The organism is Pseudalkalibacillus salsuginis (assembly GCF_021646685.1).
Classification (GTDB): domain Bacteria; phylum Bacillota; class Bacilli; order Bacillales; family Fictibacillaceae; genus Pseudalkalibacillus; species Pseudalkalibacillus salsuginis.
The window spans coordinates 628240-651223 of record NZ_JAKJHW010000002.1 but is presented as its reverse complement, the minus strand read 5'-3'; the positions used below and the strand labels follow the sequence as shown (position 1 = coordinate 651223).

General features: G+C 36.5%; 21 protein-coding genes and 1 pseudogene. 14 read left to right on the top strand and 8 right to left on the bottom strand.

Going from position 1 to position 22984, the window contains the following annotated elements:
• The first annotated feature begins 12 nt into the window (after window positions 1-12).
• On the top strand, window positions 13-840 hold the full coding sequence (gene nikD, locus L1611_RS08285) for a nickel import ATP-binding protein NikD (RefSeq protein ID WP_236312602.1): 828 nt from the start codon (window positions 13-15) through the stop codon (window positions 838-840).
• Between the two features lie 31 nt (window positions 841-871).
• The gene (gene nikE, locus L1611_RS08280; protein ID WP_236312601.1) at window positions 872-1702 is read left to right on the top strand and encodes a nickel import ATP-binding protein NikE; all 831 of its coding nucleotides are present in this window, start codon (window positions 872-874) and stop codon (window positions 1700-1702) included.
• A 339-nt stretch (window positions 1703-2041) separates the two neighbouring features.
• On the opposite strand, the gene L1611_RS08275 is transcribed toward nikE, so the two are convergent.
• Window positions 2042-2233: an IDEAL domain-containing protein gene (locus L1611_RS08275; RefSeq protein ID WP_236312600.1), complete on the bottom strand. Its 192-nt coding sequence runs from the start codon at window positions 2231-2233 to the stop codon at window positions 2042-2044.
• Between the two features lie 451 nt (window positions 2234-2684).
• On the opposite strand from L1611_RS08275, the gene L1611_RS08270 reads away from it, so the two are divergent.
• Window positions 2685-3041, top strand: a complete 357-nt coding sequence (locus tag L1611_RS08270; protein WP_236312860.1) for a hypothetical protein — start codon at window positions 2685-2687, stop codon at window positions 3039-3041.
• Between the two features lie 239 nt (window positions 3042-3280).
• Here the strand turns inward: L1611_RS08270 and L1611_RS08265 are convergent, their stop codons facing one another.
• Both L1611_RS08265 and L1611_RS08260 read right to left on the bottom strand, forming a co-directional pair.
• Window positions 3281-3739 (bottom strand): DUF3574 domain-containing protein, encoded by a 459-nt coding sequence (locus L1611_RS08265; RefSeq protein WP_236312599.1) that lies wholly within the window; start codon window positions 3737-3739, stop codon window positions 3281-3283.
• A gap of 402 nt (window positions 3740-4141) precedes the next feature.
• Entirely contained in the window at window positions 4142-4564 is a 423-nt protein-coding gene (locus L1611_RS08260; protein ID WP_236312598.1) for a VOC family protein, read from the bottom strand.
• A gap of 442 nt (window positions 4565-5006) precedes the next feature.
• Here L1611_RS08260 and L1611_RS08255 point away from each other — a divergent pair, with 442 nt between their 5' ends.
• From L1611_RS08255 to L1611_RS08235, 6 genes and pseudogenes are all read left to right on the top strand, one after another.
• Entirely contained in the window at window positions 5007-5801 is a 795-nt protein-coding gene (locus tag L1611_RS08255) for a helix-turn-helix transcriptional regulator (protein WP_236312597.1), read from the top strand.
• Between the two features lie 168 nt (window positions 5802-5969).
• Window positions 5970-6098 (top strand): annotated as a pseudogene (locus L1611_RS20925) (HesB-like (seleno)protein); the annotation flags it as partial.
• 69 nt (window positions 6099-6167) lie between these two features.
• Window positions 6168-7115 carry a thioredoxin-disulfide reductase gene (trxB, locus tag L1611_RS08250; protein WP_236312596.1) on the top strand — a complete coding sequence of 316 codons (948 nt, stop codon included), beginning with the start codon at window positions 6168-6170 and terminating at the stop codon, window positions 7113-7115.
• A 152-nt stretch (window positions 7116-7267) separates the two neighbouring features.
• Window positions 7268-7588, top strand: a complete 321-nt coding sequence (locus L1611_RS08245; protein WP_322972527.1) for an ArsR/SmtB family transcription factor — start codon at window positions 7268-7270, stop codon at window positions 7586-7588.
• Between the two features lie 175 nt (window positions 7589-7763).
• A complete protein-coding gene (locus tag L1611_RS08240; protein ID WP_236312595.1) occupies window positions 7764-7943 on the top strand; it encodes a hypothetical protein in 180 nt (59 codons plus the stop codon).
• 144 nt (window positions 7944-8087) lie between these two features.
• On the top strand, window positions 8088-8516 hold the full coding sequence (locus L1611_RS08235; RefSeq protein WP_236312594.1) for an ArsI/CadI family heavy metal resistance metalloenzyme: 429 nt from the start codon (window positions 8088-8090) through the stop codon (window positions 8514-8516).
• A 284-nt stretch (window positions 8517-8800) separates the two neighbouring features.
• On the opposite strand, the gene L1611_RS08230 is transcribed toward L1611_RS08235, so the two are convergent.
• Window positions 8801-9625 carry a hypothetical protein gene (locus L1611_RS08230; RefSeq protein ID WP_236312593.1) on the bottom strand — a complete coding sequence of 275 codons (825 nt, stop codon included), beginning with the start codon at window positions 9623-9625 and terminating at the stop codon, window positions 8801-8803.
• A 668-nt stretch (window positions 9626-10293) separates the two neighbouring features.
• Between L1611_RS08230 and L1611_RS08225 the strand changes: the two genes are divergently transcribed.
• Both L1611_RS08225 and ltrA read left to right on the top strand, forming a co-directional pair.
• Complete coding sequence (locus L1611_RS08225; RefSeq protein WP_236312592.1) at window positions 10294-10464, top strand: hypothetical protein; 171 nt, start codon at window positions 10294-10296, stop codon at window positions 10462-10464.
• 695 nt (window positions 10465-11159) lie between these two features.
• A complete protein-coding gene (gene ltrA / locus L1611_RS08220; protein ID WP_236312591.1) occupies window positions 11160-12488 on the top strand; it encodes a group II intron reverse transcriptase/maturase in 1329 nt (442 codons plus the stop codon).
• Window positions 12489-12708: 220 nt separating this feature from the next.
• Here the strand turns inward: ltrA and L1611_RS08215 are convergent, their stop codons facing one another.
• From L1611_RS08215 to L1611_RS08205, 3 genes are all read right to left on the bottom strand, one after another.
• Entirely contained in the window at window positions 12709-12993 is a 285-nt protein-coding gene (locus L1611_RS08215) for a hypothetical protein (RefSeq protein WP_236312590.1), read from the bottom strand.
• A gap of 316 nt (window positions 12994-13309) precedes the next feature.
• Complete coding sequence (locus L1611_RS08210) at window positions 13310-14398, bottom strand: hypothetical protein (RefSeq protein ID WP_236312589.1); 1089 nt, start codon at window positions 14396-14398, stop codon at window positions 13310-13312.
• A complete protein-coding gene (locus tag L1611_RS08205) occupies window positions 14395-15846 on the bottom strand; it encodes a DUF5677 domain-containing protein (protein ID WP_236312588.1) in 1452 nt (483 codons plus the stop codon). The genes L1611_RS08210 and L1611_RS08205 overlap by 4 nt, the downstream gene beginning before the upstream one ends.
• A 971-nt stretch (window positions 15847-16817) precedes the next feature.
• Here L1611_RS08205 and L1611_RS08200 point away from each other — a divergent pair.
• The 3 genes from L1611_RS08200 (at window position 16818) to L1611_RS08190 (ending at window position 22170) form a co-directional block, all read left to right on the top strand.
• On the top strand, window positions 16818-17672 hold the full coding sequence (locus L1611_RS08200; RefSeq protein WP_236312587.1) for an AraC family transcriptional regulator: 855 nt from the start codon (window positions 16818-16820) through the stop codon (window positions 17670-17672).
• 167 nt (window positions 17673-17839) lie between these two features.
• Window positions 17840-21148 carry a pectate lyase gene (pelA, locus tag L1611_RS08195; RefSeq protein ID WP_236312586.1) on the top strand — a complete coding sequence of 1103 codons (3309 nt, stop codon included), beginning with the start codon at window positions 17840-17842 and terminating at the stop codon, window positions 21146-21148.
• Between the two features lie 197 nt (window positions 21149-21345).
• Entirely contained in the window at window positions 21346-22170 is an 825-nt protein-coding gene (locus L1611_RS08190) for a rhamnogalacturonan acetylesterase (RefSeq protein WP_236312585.1), read from the top strand.
• Window positions 22171-22279: 109 nt separating this feature from the next.
• Here the strand turns inward: L1611_RS08190 and L1611_RS08185 are convergent, their stop codons facing one another.
• The gene (locus L1611_RS08185; protein ID WP_236312584.1) at window positions 22280-22561 is read right to left on the bottom strand and encodes an IS3 family transposase; all 282 of its coding nucleotides are present in this window, start codon (window positions 22559-22561) and stop codon (window positions 22280-22282) included.
• Window positions 22562-22984 lie beyond the last annotated feature (423 nt).

Sequence of the window (22984 nt, the reverse complement as noted above, 5' to 3'; positions counted from 1 at the left end):
GGAGTGAGAATGTTGGGAACAGAACATCCAAATGTGTTACAAGTTAGCGATTTACATGTACATGTAAAATCAAATAATGGTGTTAACACACTTGTACAGGATATAAATTTTACACTAAAACGAGGGAAGATACTTGGTCTCGTTGGAGAAAGTGGATGCGGTAAAACCGTTACAAGTATGTCCATTCTTCAGCTTCTTGATCGGAAAACAAAAACGATTGAAGGCAGTATCGTTGTAAAAGGACGCGAATTGAACGGTTTAGACGATATAGAAATGCGTAAGATCCGTGGCAAGGATATAGCCTTTATTATGCAAAATCCGATGAATGCCTTTACGCCTGTTTTTACTATTGGCCATCAATTTATTGAAACAATTCAATCACATACGCAATGGAATAAAAAACAAGCAACAGAGATTGCCATTGAGGCGATGCATCATGTAAACTTACCAGATCCTGTTAAACTTTTAAAATACTATCCCTTTCAATTAAGTGGGGGTATGCTTCAACGGGTGATGATTGCTATTGCAGCATGCTTACATCCAGCCGTTATTATCGCTGATGAACCAACAACCGCACTTGACGTAAATAATCAGAAGATAGTGCTGCGCCACTTAGATAAAATTCGCTCTGAATATGGTTCAGCCATTTTATTAATTTCCCATGATCTCGGAGTTATTTCTGAAATGGCAGATGAAGTAGCCGTTATGCAGAATGGTAGAATAGTAGAAAAAGCGGATGTGTTTCAATTATTTGATGAGCCACAGCATGAATATACGAAAAAACTATTAAATGCACGCTCAATATTACATTCCGATGAACCCATCATTCATTTTGCTTGACATATGATAGTCATTTATAAGGGGTGAACAAATGAGTTTATTACAAGTAAAGGAAGTAACTCATAGCTACGGATCCCGATCGATTTTCAACTGGAAAGACCGTTCTAAAAAAGTACTTTCTGATATTTCCCTCTCTATTGAAGAAGGAACATGCTTAGGATTGCTTGGTAGGAGTGGAGCAGGTAAAAGTACTTTAGGAAAAGTCATTCTCGGTTTGGAACGACCACAAAATGGACAAATTCTGTTTCAAGGTCATGATATTTATACTGCAGATAATCATACTCGTAAAAAAATCCGTCGGGATCTTCAAGTTGTCTTTCAGGATTCATACTCATCAGTCAATCCCCGCATGACAGCCGAACGTATTATTGCAGAGCCTTTAGAAAACTATGAAAAGCTTACAGTAGCTGAACAAAAACGAACCATTATTGAATTGCTAGAAAGGGTCGGACTGAGTGAAGAGGATTTGAAAAAATACCCGCACGAATATAGCGGCGGGCAATTGCAGAGGATCAATATTGCAAGAGCAATCTCACTTAAGCCTAAGCTGATTGTCTTAGACGAATGTGTAAGTAGTCTGGATATGGTTACTCAAACCCTTATATTAGAATTACTAAGGGAGCTTAAAGAGGACTTCGGGTTATCCTATTTCTTTATTACCCATGATATTAAATCCGCCTATACGATTAGTGATACATTAGGTGTACTGGAAAAAGGAGAACTAGTCGAGCTTTACGGTTCGAAAAATCAGTTTTTCACTTCAGAACATCCTGTCGTAAAGGAGATGAGAGGTTCCATACTTTCGGAGCATCCACGTTATCGTTCAGTTAGAACAAGAGAAAAACATCCTAAAAGTGTTTAGATTTATCCGTACCTCGATTTTGTTAACATATGGGTATTCAGAATTATTAAGCTTTAAGGATGCTTTACTTGAATCACTTCAGAAATCGGGCGCGATTACGGAGCAGATGAGGGCTGTTATAGCAGTCCTCTTTTTATATACGTGGCGCGAATAGTGCAATTACACTTAGATTTAAAGTGCCTGCTTTCAGACAGCAGCAGATGCTTTTTCAATAAAAAGTGGAGGACATATAATCAAAGAAGCCCTTATCTAAAAGTATTAGATTGGGCTTCCTTGCACCTTATAACTTCGATTATATAAAATTTTCTTTTTAGCTCAAAATTATTATACATACGACACTTAAGCGTTCTTCAATTCCTCTGTTAATCTTAGGAATTCTTTTTTGTTTCTATCTCGTAAGGACTGGTCGATTTTTTGTTGGATTTTCTCTTTTCGGAAATCAAGCAGAGCCTTGTCTAACACCATTTCAGCACATAGAGAGTCTATAACATTTCCTTGAGATTGAGGTGAATAAAGTAAATTCTTTTCCATAAAAAATCAACTCCTTGACCTTTTTTCTATTATACTAATAATTTTCATACTATTCAAATATTTAATTTGCAATTATACTGACAAAAATAATTTCAATTTATTATTTATTCTTGATACATAGAAATGTTCAGCAAAATACTCTTCTGCTTTATATAAAATAGCTTATTGGTATCATAACTTAAAAGAATTCACACACTTTTTTAACGTACGGAATTATCAAGGTATTAAAAGGTGTCATAACTTAGCATCCTAAATAAAACTATAATAGAGACATGTTGAAAATATGGCTACTCTAGGGTAAGTACAAAATAGCAATAAAAGAAGTTTTATATTCTTCATAAACGGGCCAGGTTATTAAAGATCGACAAGAAAAAAAGCAATCTGGAAGAAACAGAAAAAAGCAGCAGATGGTATAGTAAAGATAAAAATAAAGGAGGTAGTCTGTTTGGAAATGACAAGGGGAGAATTCAACGGTGGAAATAACATTGCTCTAAAGATTCCTAAATTCAAGTACAGCGAGACTGTACATTTTTATAAGGAAGTGATCAAGCTGCCATATTTGGGCTTTATGTCTGAATCACATGCCTTTCAGTTTGGTGATGCCACACTGTGGTTGGATTGTATGGAAAATTATTCTCAGCAAGATGTATGGCTGGAGATTCAGACAGACAATGTGAAGGTAGCAGCAGAGTATTTACATGAGAATCACATTAATAGAAGAGACGAAGTGGAGGTACACGAGAACTCAGAGGGTTACTGGATTTCGGATCCCTGTGGAACGATCCTTAGAGTCAATCCACGAAAATAGGAATTAAATAAACCCGGCATTGCAAGTTATTCCTGAAAGGGTGCGTTTGATAATGCGAGATTTTTCCTTATTCAACAATCGATAATTGAATAACAGCAGGGTTTTTCACGTAAAAACTATGCTACGTATAAACAACGGACAGTTTTTACCCTATTGGAACCTTCATTTCACTAATAAACTCTTATTCTCGAATACTAAAAAGCCTTGAGATATAAAATCTCTAGGCTTCTTTACATCGGTTATTCAATAAAATACATCTTCCCATTCATTTCAAGAGATACTGATGATTGTTTCAACTCTTCCTTTAGAGACTTGGTATAGGCAACTACTTGATTAATTTTTTGCTTATCCAAATCTTCTGCATAGCTATATACAATCGTTACTTTCTCCTTGACCAATTGATTATCATCAGATAACCACGATCCTGTCCCATCGATCGCTGTTGCTCCTCCAAACATTTTTGAGAATTCCTCTAACGTTTTGTTAACATATGGAGTATTATCGATTGGTTGATCAACATTATATGTAGACGGTATATAAATTTTTACTACTTCTTCAAGGTAGAATTGCCCCTTTAATGCTGAAGATTGTTTCACTTTAGAGGTTTCTTGATGTTCTGTAGCGTACACAGCATTGCATAAAAAGACAATTAATAGAATCGGGATGATCCAATAGAAGATTTTTTTCCTTTCCAACATTGCCACTCCTTTTTATTCAATTTTGCTGACAAAACAATGGTGAATTTTCTATCTATCATTATACATGCCGCAATCAATTTAACGTGGAAAATTTTAATTTTATTTTTTATTATCATTGGAAACGTCCCAATAGAATGTATCTAAACTGGATCACCCTAAAACGTTAATATATAAGTGTTTCCTTAACGTTGTAGGGGTACGGAAACGATTTGAAGAATGAGGGGCCACTATGGAAAATAAAGCCGAAAATGAATAATTAGACGTTAAGTGACAATACAATTGTTCCATTAAAGGGCCATTTATAGGAGTAAGGGAAGGGGCAATTTATAAGGGTTGAATCCGAGTATCAACAGCAAAAGTAAAATGGAGTGCAGGCTTAAAGGCAAGCACTCCATTTTATATTTAGTTTTCACTTTCAGTAAAAATTTGAAAGGTCACGCCGAATTTATCCGTTACATCACCAAAAGCTGGGCTAAAAGGGGTTTCTCCAAATGGCATATTGATTTGACCGTCTTGCTGCAAGGCTTCAAAAATTCGTTTTGATTTTTCCACGTCGTTTGTTGAAATGCAAATTGTCACCTGTTTACCCTTTTCAATAGTCGAACCACCTGGAGCATCAGAAAACATGAGCTCCGTTTCACCCACTCGTAACTTTGCGTGTGCCACAAGATTCTTCAGATCATCGGTGAAAGTATTAGGCATTTCCGGCATATCTCCGTAAGTAATAATTGTAAGGACTTCAGCACCGATTGCTTGTTCATAAAACTGAATAGCTTCCCTTGCGTTCCCTTCCATATTTAAATAAGGGGTAATTCTTACTGTCATCATCAGTCAACTCCTTTTATTATTCTTATCAATTGTAGCAAATGAATAATTCTTTGATTTCTTTTCGATTGCTATCTTGAACAACCAACAGCAAACGATACTTTGTTATGAACTTAAGTTATACCTTAAACGGAGCACTTCAGTTGAGTAACAAATTAAACTGATTATCCTTGTAAAACACGACAAATTTAAAAAGTCGATTAACGTTAGTGGATCGGCTTTTTTCGGTTAACTGATTAGCGTACAAAATTCCGAAATGTAGTAGGTACCAAAAGAAGTTCGGATGTTCTGATTCTGAGGTTGTCTTTCTTCATTATCAACCTATGAGTATTTGCTTAGCCTAATAAAAGGGCAACAGGAGGAGGTATCAGGTTGATAAAGGAAGAATTATTTATAGAAGAAGTCAATCAAATTAAAATGTTTGGAGGCAAGGGGAGGAATAATGACTGACAGTTATCCAGAAATAGGTGAAGTGATTGGATATATTCATCAGCATATATACGAACCGTTATCACTTTCCGAGTTGGCTCGTTATGCTGCCTATAGCCCGTACCATTTCACTCGCATTTTTAAAGAAAAAATGGGTATCTCTCCGATATATTATATTTCGGCTTTGCGTCTTCAAAAGGCAAAGGATTTGTTACTGCACACGAATTTGAGAGTACGGGATATTGGACTGGAAATCGGTCAAAAAAGTTTAGGAACATTTACGACCCGATTTACTGATCGGGTAGGCATGACACCTTCCGATTTTCGGGACTCAGTGCAGAGATCGGAGAATCATTTTCGTTCTTTACAAAAGCTTAGCGACTGGTCTGATTCTCATATTTTCACAGATCAACATGCAACCATAAAAGGAACCGTTAAAGCGACCGTTCCTTTTGAGGGATTGGTTCTAATCGGTTTATTTGCTAAACCAATACCTGAAGGGCTCCCGATCCATGGAACGCTCGTTTCTTCGTTAGGAGACTTTCACATAATAGATGTCAAACCAGGCGTTTATTACTTAATGGCTACCTCTGTCTCTTGGGGAATGCAGGCCATGGACTTTCTGCTTCCTCAAAAAACCTTACGGACGCGATCGAAAAAGCCAATCATCGTAGAATCGGGTTCCTCCGTCCCACATCAAGATGTAATTCTCTATCCTCCACGACTCGACGATCCACCAATCCTTATCTCTTTGCCATTGTTAATGAATAATTTTCTCCAAAAAATTCAAAAACATAGCGAAAGATAGGTGTACAATAACAAACAGTGAAGACACTCTTTATCACGTTGACTGGTTTGTACATCTGGTTGTTATGATCGATGCTTTAGCCATCGCAAATACAGATACAACTGGTACCATGCGCGCTGCTCTTCATATGGCTCGAACAGCTAAAGGAAATGGTTACAAAATGTATGTTTAATCAATGGCATTACGGTAGCCATTGATACAAAAATTTTACCGCAAACGGAAAATCTGACCCTTGATTTTCAAAACACTCCCCAAGGGAAGGGGCTTGTCATGCTAGGGGAGAATAATTGTTGCTAATTGTATAGAATTAATCATCGATTCTATTAACGAACCATTAATTTTTTTTGCTAACAGGAGGGAACGTATATGTACCGTTCAATTATTCTTGGGACAGGCCCAGCGGGATTAACCGCAGCGATCTATTTAGCACGTGCCAATATGAAACCACTTGTCATAGAAGGACCGGAACCAGGCGGACAGCTAACTTTAACAACGGAAGTTGAGAATTTCCCTGGTTTTCAAGATGGGATTATGGGTCCTGAACTAATGGATACCATGCGAAAACAAGCAGAGCGTTTCGGCGCGGAATTCAAACGTGGTTGGGTAACGAAAGTAAAACTCGACAAATCACCATTCACCTTATTATTGGAGGGCTCTGAGGAACTAAAAACAGAATCCCTTATTATCTCAACGGGTGCTTCTGCAAAAATGTTAGGAATCCCTGGTGAACAAAAAAATATAGGAAAAGGCGTGAGTACATGTGCCACCTGCGATGGTTTCTTCTTTAGAGGGAAAAAAGTGGTCATCATTGGTGGTGGGGATTCAGCGATGGAAGAAGCAACGTTCCTAACAAAATTTGCAAGTGAAGTCCACATTATCCATCGTCGGGATGATCTCCGTGCTTCTAAAATCATGCAAGATCGTGCTAAAAGCAATGATAAAATTACATGGGGATTAGATCGTACACCTCTTGAGATCATCTCCGGAGATAAAGGTGTCAGTGGGTTAAAGTTAAAAAACAACAAAACCGGTGAGGAAGAAATCGTTGAAACAGATGGAATTTTTGTTGCCATTGGTCATCGACCAAATACGAAATTTCTTGAAGGACAGCTCAAAACAGATGAAACGGGCTATATTTTAGCCGAACCAGGTACCACAAATACAAATATTCCTGGTGTGTTCGCATGTGGAGATGTGCAAGATCATAAATATCGTCAAGCAATTACAGCAGCAGGGACGGGTTGTATGGCAGCTATGGATAGTGAGAAGTTCTTGGAAGGGAACCGTTTTATTGATTGGAGTTCAAGTGTATAGAGGCAGCTGAGACCAGTGTTTTAGGACGCTGGTCTTATTTTTCAAAATAAATCAATTTTTTTTGATGATAAGAGTTGCAATCTGAAATCTTCAGTGTATAATAACATTAAATCAATAAAATTTGATCAAATGATTATGAGGGGGCGAAACAAGTGAAGACAATACCATTTATCGATACATCATTAGAAAAGACATTTCAAGTATATGAAGCAAAGTTTAAAGCACTTGCTGATCAGAAGCGCCTCCATATCATGTACTTGCTTTGCCAGCATGGTTCTACATGTGTATGTGACCTTGCAGAAATGGTAGGGATGCCGCAATCAAAACTTTCCTATCATTTAAAGATTTTATTGGATGTAAATTTGATTACTAAAGCAACAAAAGGAACGTGGAGTTATTACGAACTCAACCAAGATGAAGTGAATCATGTGTTATCGAGTGAATTGTGTTGTTTGTTTCGCCCATCATGTTAATTTTTACATTATATATCAATTAAATTTGATATTAAGTTCATGAATGTCATAAAAAGGATTGTTTTAGCTAAATAATCAAAAATTATTGATTAATAGGGCTTCTTATTTACAACTACTCGTTTCTTTTTGTCATAGTTATCTGTACCAATTAATTCTATACCAGGAGGTTTACTCAATGAATGATTACGTCTACCGTACGATTGCTGAAGAACAAAAACAAAAACTTGAATTTGCTAATCGAGATGCTTGGAAATACGAAAACATTTATAAATATCATCCATTGTTTTCACTTAAATCCATTTTCAAAAGAAAAGAATTAGAAAAACCTGTATGTGTTACTTGCTGCAGTTGCTAATTCATTTTTCATGTTAATTGTTCCCTTTGTTAGACACTTTAACCGGTTTTGATACTTACTCCTTATGAAGGAGGTGATTCATGCTTTTGATTTAAGCGCGTCAAGCATTTCTTATGAAAACATATATCTGAAGGAGGATTTTAGATGTTAAACGTACATGTTGGATTAAACGTAACAAATTTAGAGAATAGTATAGAGTTTTATAATAAAGTATTTGGTGTCGATCCTGTAAAAGTGAAAAAAGACTATGCAAAGTTTTTACTCGAACAACCAGGATTAAACTTTACCTTAAACCAGAGTAACCAAGTAGAAGGAAATCAAGTTGGACATTTTGGGTTTCAAGTAGAGACGGAAGAAGAAGTATTATTGCATAAAGAAAGACTTGAAAAAGAAGGGTTCTTTGCAAGAGATGAAATGGATACAACCTGTTGCTATGCGGTTCAAGATAAATTTTGGGTAACAGATCCGGATGGGAATGAGTGGGAGTTTTTCTATACGAAGGTAGATGCAGAAGTTCATTCCGATTCAGCATCTACACCGATTACCACAGCAAGCACTTGCTGCAATGACTAGTAAGTAGCAAGCCTAGTTATTCCATCAAATGGGCGCAATTCAAGTGTATTGGATTGCGCCCATTGTTCCGTTAAAGGGCCAGATTGTGGAGGAACTATTATAATGTGCAGTAGACTTATACTGCACAGCAACGAATTATAAGTTTGGTTAATGTTATTTTCTATAATGCATTTCACGATGAACTCTTAATGTTCAAAATTCATAAATTCACCTCTTTTATATTCTGAGTTGATAGAGAATGTAATAATCCTTTCTAAAAATAAAAAAGGATAAAGCAAATCGCTTTATCCTGAAAAATTCTCATTAAATCGTCTCTCATAATCTTCCATCTCATTTTGAATAAATTCTAACCTTCTGCGACTATAATTAAGGGATAACCCAAAATCATATTGAGTAGTTTGATAATTTTGTGGAAGTATCAAACGGATTAAATATTCAAAATAATGGAAGAACAATTGGTCAAATTCAATTAATTTTTCTTTCCATTCATCCAAGTCAAAGTCTTTTCTTGTAATCATTTGAGGTGTATATTCTATATTACCACTAACATATCCCATCATCATGCTATTATATTGCTCACCTAAATTTTTGGTATATAAGCTACCTCTATGTTTTACATAGTTATATAATTGTCTCACCTCAAACGTTAGAGGGTTGTTATTAAAGGCAAGTAAATGTTGCCTGAAATCTTCCCTGCCTCTTAACCCAACCACTTCAAGTAGGGTTGGAAAAGTACAGAACCCAGAGTATTTTTGATAGTATCTAGGCTTCTCCATGAATAGAAATGAATTATCTCCTAAATAAAACCATATAACTTGCCAAGATAAATCGATGGCGTAGTTGTAAAAAGATAAAGCACTCTGAAGAAATTTAGATCTTATGTATCTTAGGTGTGTATCATCATTTTGAGATATTAATTGACCAAAATTTTCACAATCGAAATCTGAAAGATAAGACCTTCCATTACTAAAGGCATAATAGACATCACCAATTTTATGTGCTGCGTAAATGATATTAGGTTCAAAATTCATATAATGAGCATCCCAAGGCTCTAAATCGAACCAATGATCCACACTGAAATCACTGTATAATTCTTGTATGGTAGTCAACTGCTTCACCCGCTTAATTTGATAGAATTACAGTATAATATTACCATATTAAATAAAATAAAATAACGTCTTTAATTTACGTCATTTCTTATTCAAGTAACGGAGCTTATGTTGAACAAGAAAGCTGAAAAACTTGCTGCGCAGTACAACGATACTATTCAATAGAAAAGATATTTAACAAATGGGCGCAAGTGCGGCTGAGCTTAGGTCGTATCATACAACGGGTGGGATTCCCGTCGAGTAAGAACTAGCCATTCGCTCGTAGCGAGTCTTGGAGGACTAAAGGTAACTTTAGTCTTTAAGCGTAGACAGTGAGGTGGAGCAGCCGTCAAGGCTGAAAATCTGATGGAGTGAAAGTCTCCTGTCATTAATTGGTCGATTCAGATGACTAGCATATCCAATGCGTGGGGAGGTAACAAACCATGTTCTGCTTGGAAGTAGAAGTCACGGCGGCCTGTTCTACACAGAGGGAACAGGGTCGGAACAGCCTACGTGGCGAGCAAACACAGAGGCCAGAAGGCTTTAACGAATACTGCAGTCCCGAAATCTACGCCCCTCATTAGAAGCTATTGGAGGGATTGTTGCTTAGCGTCGACCTTTGTCTTACGGGGGAAGACCGATGTCCTACAGGAAGAAACGATCAAAAGCACTGTAGGAGCAGCCGGGATATGGGTTCTAGCATCTGTGGAAAGATTTTCAGAGATAACGACGGGAAGGTCCTACTTCAAATTGATAAGGTACTTATCAATAAAGACTTTCCATATAAGAGGCAAAATAGAAAATGGGAAGATGATTTAGGACTGGCGTATGAGGTCGTAGTAGCTATGAGGGAAGAGTAATGTCTTCTTAAGTATAAGTAAATTATACTCCTAATCAAGGTAACACCTCTGATAGGGCAAAGGACCTCTGGGCACTTGGAGAGTTCGAACATTATAGACACTGAGCTATACAGTATGTTCAGAACTAGCTTACTAGTAAACCTACAAACGATGGGAGAATGTGTACCAACATTTAAGCCTGCGGTTGTATGGGAAGGCTTGTATGTGATTACCAAGGTCAGAACCGGACTCGGGAAATCCGACCGTCCGGGATCGTAGGGGGGCTATAGGAAACGTGATTCAACTGAATGCGCGCGTCTATTTTCTACCCGACAGCGGGCCGAAAGCCAACTGGTTGAAGGGATTGAGCTCCATAATGATTGTAAGTCGAGAGGGCTGATGCTTTTTGCGCTGCAGAAAGCTACATTTTACCTTTCGTTAAAGGCAAGAAGGGTAAAACCTCTCTGGAGTCATAGACCTTGGCACGTTATACATTGATATGATACGGCAACTCAGGAGACCCTACCGGTCTTTTCTTTCTTTTAGAAGAGTATGGTGTACAAGCGATAAAAAGCAAGGAAACCAAATGCCGATGTAGGGAGTCGGATAGCAGCGTAGTACAATGAAGTTGGGTAATGCCGATGGAGGAAAGGCTGCTACCTAGTTATCACCCTTACTAGGGACACATTTACTACACACAGAGGTAGGTATTTTAAATGGAAACAAAACTACTAAGGATAGCAGAATTAGCAAAGTCTGATCCTAAAATGGAATTTACATCGCTAGCACATCTATTAAATAAGCAAGCACTAGCTCAATGTCATCATGGATTACCCAATAGGAAAGCATCAGGGATCAACGGTACAACTAAAGAGCAATACGGTGAAAATTTAGAAGAAAACATAGAGGAGTTAGTAAGTAGGCTTAAAAGCAACAGCTATCGTCCTGTTCCAGTAAGGAGAATGTATATTCCGAAGCTCAATTCAAACAAGAAAAGACCATTAGGAATACCGGAACATGAGGACAAGGTTGTACAAAAAGGCATTACGAAGATACTAAATACCCTCTATGAAAATGATTTTCTAGATTGTTCCTTTGGGTTTCGTCCAAACCGTAGTTGTCATGATGCTTTGAAAATACTGAACTTCTATATTGAAAAGAGATCAGTAAATTATGTAGTAGATGTCGATATTAAAGGATTCTTTGACAACGTTGACCACAAGTGGATGATGGAGTTCTTAAAACTGCGAATTGCTGACCCCAACTTACTAAGAATAATTGGTAGGTTTCTTAAAGGTGGATACATGGAGGAAGGGAAGAAATACAAAACAGACAATGGCACACCGCAAGGTGGAGTAATATCTCCGGTATTAGCCAATGTATATCTTCATTATGTTCTTGACTTATGGTTTAAGAAAAAGGTCAAGAAACAATGCAAGGGACAGGCATATATAGTAAGGTATGCAGATGATTTTGTGTGCTGCTTCCAATATCAGAGCGAAGCCCAGGAATTCTTCCAATCATTAAAATGTAGATTAAAGAAATTTAACTTGGAAATTGCCGAGGATAAAACTAAAATTATCCCCTTCGGGCGGTTTGCGGAAAAAGATGCAAAACGCAAGGGAAATAGTAAACCAGCAACCTTTGATTTCCTAGGTTTTACTCATTATTGCGGTAAAAGTAAAAAAGGGAAATTTCGGGTGAAACGGAAATCGAGTCGGAAGAAAGTCCAAGGTAAACTAAAAGAGTCTAAAGAATGGTTGAAGAAGAATAGAAATAAATCTATCCATATGATCATGGATAGAATTAGACGCTCGCTTATAGGTTATTACAACTATTATTGCATCACTGATAATATCCTAAGTGTCAGCAACTTCAAAGACAAAATCGAGAACTTACTGTTTAAATGGCTCAATAGAAGAAGTCAAAGGAAATCCTTTACATGGGATAAATTCAGACTGTTTCTTGATAAATATCCACTACCTTCACCAAGAATTAAAGTGAATATATATGAATTAAGAAAAAAGATTAGCTATATTCTGTGAATGATTACTAGGAGGAGCCGTGTGCATTAATAGTGCAAGCACGGTTCTGGGAGGGGGTGGAGTCAATTTACCGTAAGGTAGAAAGGCTCCATTCTACTCGACTTGTTTAACAACGATTTGAAGGATAACCAAAAACATTTGTCCTTTGTATATTTCGAATCATCAAGTGGAGCGAAAAACCGGTTACTATAGTATGAAGGATTTATAAATAAAAAGAGTCCTAAATGGACTCCCCCTTGAATTCTTGATATACATAATTGGGTGTTGTCATTTTATTATTAATGTAAACCTGTGGATCTCCCGTAGTGACATATCCATCACTAATATGCTGTTCAATTACATCATTGTACATTCCGGCAACCCGACATAAGTTATCAATTACATGATAAAGATTATGTTCATCACATCTTTGGCAAGTAGCCCACAATTGAATATCGTTTAGCTGCTTATTCATTTGTTTAAGAAAATCTAAATCAAATGTTTCTTCAAGTTTTACATAAGACATTTAAACATCTATCCCTTCAAAATTAAATAAATACAGTATAGTATATTAATTTATCTGTAATTAAATTCTGAATTAGTTTATTTTAGCGATAGGGTGCTTAAACGGAATAAGAAATAAGGAATAGTACAAATAATGAACAATAGGGCCAGATTGCATAGGAACTCAGTAGACAAATACCGTGCAGCAAATATATTCATTTTAAAGAAATTTGTGAAATAGTATACCTAAGCTAACTCACTTATTGTTGAATAGCAGAAGTAGAAAATCTTACGATTTGTAATTGTACATAAAAAAACAGCCAAAATTTGATTATTGGCTATTTTAAACGTACTAAAAATTCATTTTTATAAAATTGTTCTACTGTTAAATCTACTTGTCTAAGACTTATTTCATACAACTCTTTGTTATTGAGTGATAAAGTATCCTCAACGTATTTGTACAAACTTAAACCATTTATCTTTTCCAAATATTCATTGTAAGGAATCTCTGAAACTAAATTATATTCAAATATCCTCTCAAAAAAGTAGCTGATACTAATTCGGACAATTTGAGCATCTAAGTTTAATTTTAAATTCTCTTTGAGGCTGGAATATAGGGTTGTTAGATATCTAAACGGCACAATTCCACGTATATATGGGACAAAATTAAGTTCCATCATAGTAAATAAAATATTCATTGATTGTGATATATATCCTATCTGTGAAAAGAAAAATATTTCACCAGCTGCACAATTTTTATTTCCTATATATTCTGTTTTTACAAAATCAACAAATCTCTCTTTTAAATTGCCACTGCGATAACCATTATCATCCCAACCAAATAATATCCATGTCTTTACTGCATCTTTTAAATTCTGTTCAATATCATCGAAAGTTTTAATCTTTTTAAAGTAATCTTCGGTATTCGAGATATCATTAAAAAGTGATACAAAAAATTGCTCTGAAGCTTTCCTAACTATATCAATTGGTATAATTGTGCGAATAGGTAAAATAAAAAAGTCATTAGAGCAACTTTCAATTAGTCTTAAAGATTCCTTTATATTAGCTTGGGCAACAGAGGCAAGTTTTTCTCTTATATTTTTAGGTGTTTCTCGGTTTAAAAGATTTAAATAACTAATTAAAGGGTCATCTATCAAACAAATACTTCCAGTTATTTTCATTGAATAATGCTGCATATATTCTAGGTCAACTTTTGTAACTGCTGTTAGAAAAACTGTATCTATTTGAGGAAATTCATATTTATAGATATTTAACAATACAGGCTCATTTTGTTTCCAAAAGAGATTTACTTCTTCAATAAATTCAATAAAATATTCGTCTTCCCATTCAATTAGTCCCATATCTAATAAAGCTTTATATTCATTTTGAATATGTATAAGTTCTTCTTGAAATTTAGTTTTTGTCATTTTCCTTTCACCTCTAAATGAGATGGGTAACCGTATAGTTCCTTTAATATATTTAGTGTTTTTTGCATTAACAGATGACAATCATGCCATACACTTTTAAGTTTCTGCTGATTTTCTATGTCTGGAACGCAATGAAACTGATGACTAGCTGTATTGCATTTTAATAAACTGCTCTCCCTAATAGCCCCCCACAAACCATGTTCATAAATAGAATCGTAATCATATAAATGTTTATAAAGATTTGATTCCCCAACCATTTCAGCTTTAGTTTTAATATTATGGCGATCAAAATAATTTAAATCCATATCAATAAAATCTTTTCCTTTGTATTCTTCCACAATTAGACTTAGATATTTATATTCAACATGACTATTTGGATATACATCACCAGTATCTTCATATCTTTCAGTAATAAGCTTGAATTGACCTAAACCATAATATTGATATTCTTCCCATATATTTGGTTTCTCTGACTCCCTTAAAATCAGATATTTCATCATTATATAATTCTCAATTAATGATCTAACAACATTTCGGCCAGTGATTGTATTATAAAGATTATGCTCAATTAATTCTAAAAAGCGTTTATAGGAAAACGTTGATAAACCTAATAAAACCAACATTTTGTGATCTAAAGGGGAAACTGTATGAAAAAGATCGGTAAAATATTTCAACTCTTTATAACAATTTTCTAATGCTGTTTTTTTATCTAAAGCATCTTCTATTTCAAATTGAACACTAAATAATTCACAATCCGTCAATTCACTCATCCTCTCCCAAAACATTTCTAAATATGTTATGTTAGGATTTTCCTCAAAATTTGTTGACATCATTTCTAAGTTCCTTACCATTGGTCTAATCAATGGCATTAAATGATTATTGTGTGTTAAATCCGGATATTGATTAATTAATTCACTTTGATCCTCGGGCATAATTATTTTATTTCTTAATTGAATATAATAAAAAACTAGATATCTAATATCAGTTGTTTGTTCTGAATGTTGACTTGAAAACGTTTGTATTGTTGATTCTAATTTACTTATTTTATCTTCTATACCTTCATCCTTATTTGAAAAGTATTTTGAAAAAGGGCGGCTAATTGAATAAGTAATAATTATGGTTAGCGGACTTAAAACGCTTTTCTCTATTTTACTTGATAAGTACTGATAGAAATCTTGTTGCTTTTCTTCATTTAATTGAAGAATATATGAAATTTTAGGTTGCATAATTGTGTCAGGTAAAAATTTATTTAATTCCTGTAAGATATCTTGGATTAAAATCATTGCTTTTTCTCGAGGATGAGAATCAAAAATTAAAGCTAGCCACATATACTCAGGTAACCTTCCTAAATACCATTGTTCCTCTTTACCTAATTGCGTTAATAACTCATTAAACGGAGTTACAAATTTGCCACTTTTAAATTTATGTCCTTTATATTCTTTAACCATTGACACCCCTCCTTAAAGGTTTCTTAAATATAGTATAGCAAATATATTTATCGTATTTTATAATTAATGTAAATAATTCAAGGTTTTGGAATGCTGTACTGAATATCTTGATTATCAGGATTGCATATTGCCTTGACGGATTTTTATTTCGAAGAAGAACAATTAATAGATACAAAATCATTTACTACACAGTACATAGATTTTATAAAGTTTTTAAAATGATAATTTATCTTCTTAACTAAAGGGAGTCGTTTAAATAAGGTTTGTGAAACAATCTTCCACAAAAGGGCGCGATTGTGGAAGATTATGACTAACGACTTTGAATCATTAGTCTTTATGGAAAGGTTAAATGCTTTTAACGGTATTGTGGGATCATCTTTACCGGTTATGCGATGATCGAAAATATATGGGTCATTTATCTTTATCATAGATACTATAGGTTGGTTTTGATGAAATCGGTATTTCCACATACGGGGGACGATCAGTTCCCAGAAGTGAATTGAATGCTACGTTAGCCATGGGAGTACACTATCTTATACTATAGCAGTCTGTATTCCCGTTTTAGGAGGAATCATCTGGTCTGCCTTTGGATCAATCACCCTCTTTCTTATTTATCGTTAAAATAAGTGCTTCGTTTTTCTCACGTCGATTACAAAAATAAGCTCTTAGTAAAGGCCCCTATCTTAAGTATCAGGGTGCAAATTTTACATGTTCTGGATAAATCCGTCAAAAACCATACAGACCATATAAAGTCCCAATGATTTTAATGAATTAAGAAAGATACACTCATAATCTAAGTGTGTCTTTTTTGAATTTCCTGCGTATCATAGTGCTTGCTTTTTGATGAAGGAGGAAGGCTTGATCGAGAACTGCAAGTAAATTGATTGGTAGAATTGACTTAATTTTAAGCGATTAAAAGGTTATTTATAGGTATATATAGTATTTGTGTGAAAACGAAAGGGGAGATGACTGTGAATGATAAATTAAGTGTCTCTTTAAGGAAACAATCATTTTATATGGATTATTTCAATAGCCGGGAATCTGACAAAGTAATGAAAAGCTACCATTTGCATCAAGACTATGAAATTTTTCACTTGCTTCAAGGGGAATGTGTTTATTTAATCAATGGAAAAACGTTTAACGTGGAGAAAGGCCAGCTCGTATTCATCTCTAAAAACATTATGCATAGAACGATGAAAGTGAAAGGAAAAAACTATGCAAGAATGGTTATCAATTTTCGAGAAAACTTCCTCAATGAAAGTGAACAAGAATTGATCCGGATCCTATTCCATAACAGCCCTCCTGTGGTGATGATTCCAGAATCTAAGCAAGCTCTATTCGATCAGATCATCCACAAGCTATACAGCGAATATCAACACGATGAAGACTATCTGGACATCTATAGTCGTTCACTCCTGAACCAGCTACTAATCGAATCCCTGAGATTAGTAGAAGAGAAGAGTCCATACAATAATAGAAATGTTGACATCCAACAGGAGAAAGGAGCAAACGATATATCTGACATCATGATCCATATTAATGATTCCTTTTCCTCTGACGTTTCACTCCCCTCCTTATCCCGGCAGTTCCATATGAATGAACAATATATCAGCAGGTTGTTCAAACAAGTGACAGGATGCAGTATCGTCGATTATGTCAATGCTGTTCGTGTAAATGAAGCAAAAAGACTTTTGCTGGAAACGGACATGAAAATCAACCAAATTGCCCTTCGGATCGGTTATTCCAATCCTGTTCACTTATGGCGTGTCTTCACTCGAATAACAGGTACATCTCCAAAACAATATCGAGAGACGAACTCAGGATAAAGTAGTCAAGCATCAAGAAATGTAAGCGTTATCATTTCATTTGAACAATATTTGTAATAACAACGTTGTTATAATTGGTGTATGAAATATATGAACGTTTCAAGTGCAGGAATAAGGCCAGGGTTCGAAATGATTCAACTATTAAAAGGGAAGAGGTGGAAAGAGTGATGGAAAAACGAGCAAAAAAGATTTGGAGACTTGAAACGATATTATGGATCGTATTGATTAGTATGGCTATGAATTTACTGATCGGAAATGCACTTGCCTCAGAAGATGACGATCAATCATTTGGGCGAACTTATGAAGCTGAGGATACTGAAGCAGAAGGAACCATTATTGATAATAAACACCCTGGATTTACCGGGGAAGGTTTTAGAGATTATAGCCCCAACGTACCAGGAGGCTATATTGAATGGACAATCGATGTCCCTGAGGATGGGGATTATTACCTGATTTTTCGCTATGCCCATGCAGGTGGCAGCGAACGGCCTGCAGAGGTTCTTGTGAATGACGAAATGATTGAAGAACTTCCGTTTCCCCCAACAGGAGATTGGGCTACATGGCTTACCCAAACTTTACATACTTCATTACATGAAGGGGAAAATATCATCCGTTTGACAGCTACCGGTACGGAGGGTGGTGGGAATATTGATCACTTACGAATCCAAGACCAACCAGAAGATGATGAACCTGTTGAAGTAGAAACGGAACAAGTTCCACTATCAGAAGTCATAGATGGAGTAACTATGAAAAAATTGTACCAATTAGGGATATTGGGAAATGTAGAAAATAACAAGGATCAAGCAGTGACATTCAACGAATTTCTAGCATTGATCAATAACGCATTTGGATTTGATGTTCGTGAAAAATACAAAAACGTAGATCCAAGACAGGACATTGGCCAGATCACTGCTGGTCATTGGGGGATCTATGCCGCTCAAGTGGCTAAGGATCATCAATACGTACCCGATTTTTTATGGGACGAAATACAGGCTGATCACCCCTTAAGCAAGGAACACATTGCATTAATCGTGGGAGACTTGTTAGATATGGTCCCGGAGGAGGAAGAAGGCCCGGATATGCTCGGCAAACTGGCACGTCAAGGGATCATGAATCCGAACAGCGATAACAATCATGGAATCAAAGAGGATATGATCTGGCAAGAGGCTAAAGAACTCGTTCAGAGATTGACCGAGGTATCCAAAAAGGATACAGGTGAAGTCCATATTGCGCGTGTCGATGCAATAAATAAAAACTTGATTGCTGTTACATTAAATGGTACGTTTGATGCTTTTGATTTTGATGATTTGGAAATCACCGCTGCCAGAGGAAGCTGGGACAGCCTATCCCCTTTACTCGACCGAAACTTGCGGATCCCTAAAGCAGCAGTGGGAACCGACAAGTTTGGAAATACCGTCTTGTTTTTCAAAAGCCTGGATGAATTGAATGGGGAAAAATTCATATTGAATAAAGAACCTGATGAATTTACCGGCGATATTGATACAGTGATCGAACGGGCAGACAATATATTAACCTGGCAAATGGAACATGGCGGCTGGTCGAAAGGAATTGATCATAGTCGATCCTGGGATGGAGAAGAGCGAAGGTCTGAGTGGGTCAATTCTGATGGGGTGGAACTCGGCACGATCGATAATGATGCAACAGTAAAAGAAATCTATTATCTGGCAGAAGCTTTTTCGGTGACAAAAGATGAGCGCTACAAGAAGAGTATTGAAGATGGAATTGACTTTCTGATGGATCTACAATATGACACTGGAGGTTTTGCTCAAGTATATCCTAGACGCGGAAACTATTCGGATATGGTTACATTCAATGATGAAGCCATGATTCGAGTGCTGGAAATGTTTGATGACATTTTGAATCAAAAGTATCCTTTCAATACCGAAGTGATTGATGATCGCTTGTATCAAACGTTAGAAGAATCCATGGAAAAGGCAGTTGACTATATATTAGAAGCGCAGATAGAGGCAGAAGGCAGACTGACGGCCTGGGGAGCCCAGCACGACCCTTATCGTTATGAACCCGTACAAGCTCGAGCTTATGAGCATCCTTCTATTTCTGGGAAAGAGTCCGTGGGGATCGTTCGATTCCTGATGTCCAGGCCGAATCAGACGAAGGAATTGAGGAATGCAGTAAAAGGAGCACTCGATTGGTTTGATGAAAACAAGCTGGAAGGTATCCGGTATGTTAGTGGCGGAGATGAAAACGGTGACTATTTTGTAGAAGAACCGAATACAACGACATGGTACAGATTTTATGAGATCGGCACGAACCTACCAATTTTTTCTGGCCGTGATGGTGTGATCAAACATGACATCCATGAAATTGAACAGGAAAGAAGAGATGGGTATCAATGGGGTGGAAGCTATGCGACCTTGCTTTTGAAAACTGCAAAAACGACCGGTTACTTTGAAAATCGCGTATACGCCAGAGTAGTCAATGATTTGTCTGAGGATCGATCTGGCAGAAGATTGAAAGAGGATGAGATGAAGCGTGTAGAAGATTACTCAGACATTTTGAACCAAATAGAGAGTAAGCTTGTGGTAGACATAGATGGTACTGGAGACTATGAGACGGTTCAAGAAGCAATTGATGCTGTTCCTGAAAATAATGACCAGGAAGTAAAAGTTTTCATAAACAATGGGGTCTATAACGAGGTCATCGATATCCCTGCGAATAAACCTCATATCGCCCTGATAGGGGAAAGCACAAAAGGGACACTCATCACCTACGACAACTATGCAGGAAAAGACAACGGTATCGGCGGGAAGATAGGTACTTTTGCGAGTGCGACTGGATTTTTAAGGGCAGATGATAGTAAGGTTGAAAATCTAACGATCGAAAATTCATTTGATGAGTCAATCGGCGTCAGGGATCAACAAGCTGTGGCTGTAAATGCTTCTGGGGACAGGTTGATCTTCAACAATGTACGATTCCTTGGTAACCAGGATACACTTCTCGCCAACGCTGGCAGACAATATTACTACAATAGTTATATTGAAGGTGACGTAGATTTTATTTTCGGTGCAGCCCAAGCTGTATTTGAAAATTGTACAATCCATTCGCTTGATCGAGGCTCGGAATCTAATAACGGATATATAACTGCCGCAAGTACACCCATTGATAAACCATTCGGCTTCCTGTTCGTGAACAGCGAGTTAACAAGTGACGCACCTGCAGACACGGTTTATCTAGGACGTCCTTGGCAGCCAAGTAGTAATCCAACCGCCATTGCCAGTGTCGTATTCAGGGATAGTTATCTTGGCGAACATATTAAAGAAGAAGGTTGGACAGAGATGGGAGGGTTCCAACCAGAGGATGCTCGACTTTACGAATATAACAATGAAGGACCAGGAGCTGTAGTGAATCAGGATCGTCGCCAGCTAAGTGATGAAGAAGCCGACGATTACACGATCGAGAATGTACTGGATGGATGGGTTCCTGAATTAAATTAAGAAAAGTGTTGAATGGAATGGTACTGATACAGGCCATTCCTAATAAGTAGAGGAGACTGATAATTTTTCGGAAAATTCAAACATGAACTTCTTTCATGAAAAACAGTTGAAATATAAGAACGCATGTTTGGTTAAGAGGGAGATTTGCATTTAGAGAAGTCCAGGCTCCAAAATCAAATCAATGAAGGAGGAAGACAATGAAACTTCGAGGGAAAGGCAAGTTATTGTGCGCTGGATTGATTTCTATCAGTCTATTATTTGGTAGTCAAGCTGTCATGGCCCATTCATCCGACGAGGAAGATGGCACCGATCAAAAAAATGTATCGATTTATATAGCGGGTGATTCAACTGCTTCTCATTATGGAGAAGACCGTGCTCCTCGTAAAGGCTGGGCACAAGTTTTTGATTCTATGTTTGATGACAAGATTGAAATCCGTAATGAAGCTGCATCTGGACGAAGCTCCAAGAGTTTTATTGATGAAGGCAGATTAGACAACATACTCGCTCAAATTGAAGAGAAAAATTATCTATTTATCCAATTTGGACATAACGATTCAAAATCAAACGACCCGACGCGTTATACAGAACCCTTTACAACATACAAGAGCTATTTAAAACAGTATATCGACGGTGCTCGTGAAAAAGGTGCATATCCCGTTTTATTAACACCTGTAGAAAGAAGAGGATTCACAGAAGATGGCCAAGCAAAGCCATCACACGGAGAATATCCAGAAGCAATGAAGGAGCTTGGGCTAGAAGAACAGGTGCCTGTGATCGATATGTCTGAGAAAACTATGGAATTGTACAATCAGCTCGGTCCTGAAGAAAGCAAGAATCTCTTCATGTGGCTTGAAGAAGGAGAACATCCTAATTACCCGGAAGGGGTAAGTGACAACACCCATTTCCGAGAGTATGGTGCTGAACAAATCGCCAAACTGGTTGCTGAAAGCGTTTATAAATTGAAACTTCAGCTACTTCATAGCCATTTATCAAAAGAGTTAAAAAAAGAATTCTCCTACTAAAAAACAGGTTACTAGCAGTACTAGCTAATAGAAGGTCAATAGGTAGCCCTAAATAAGATAAAAAAGCATGTTACAATAAAATTGGGCATAGGCTAAATAAATAAAAAAACTAAGCTGCCTTACTTCGATATTCCATCGGAGTAAGGTTGTTTAAATTCTCCTGAAACCTTTCATGGTTGTAAAAATACATATGATCTTCAATGTCTTCTTTAAGTTCTGTAAATGTTTCATAGCGATTAAGGTGATATTTTTCCGATTTTAATGCTCCAAAGAAACCTTCAATACAGGCATTATCCAAACAGCGTCCCACTCTAGACATGCTTTGAATCATACCAGCTTCACGAATCATTTTCCCGAATATTTTAGAGGTATAATTGAAACCCACGATCACTATGAATCATCATCCCAATAGGGTTCTCTTTTAAAGTGGCATCCTGAATCTTAAAGACTAGCTGGTTATTGTTGCTTTTTCCTACTTCGTAATGAATGATCATGTTTTCGTGTAAATCTAAAATGGTACTTAAATAGGTTTTTTCACCATTACCGTACGATTTCTAATTTATCTTCTAAACTATATTTAGACCTTTTGGACATACAAAATGCTCCCCTCAAGCAACGATGGTTGTTTTAATTTTACCATTGTCTACTTGAAGGGGAGCATATCAGGAACAAGGAAAGCGCTCATTATTCCATTTTAGGTCCAGATTCTGGAATAACGCATTGTGCAAATGATGGAAATTTGAAATAATTGTTATTGAACAATTGGGCAGCATTGTGGAATAAGAAACGGCAAAAGAATTAGTTGAAAAACGGG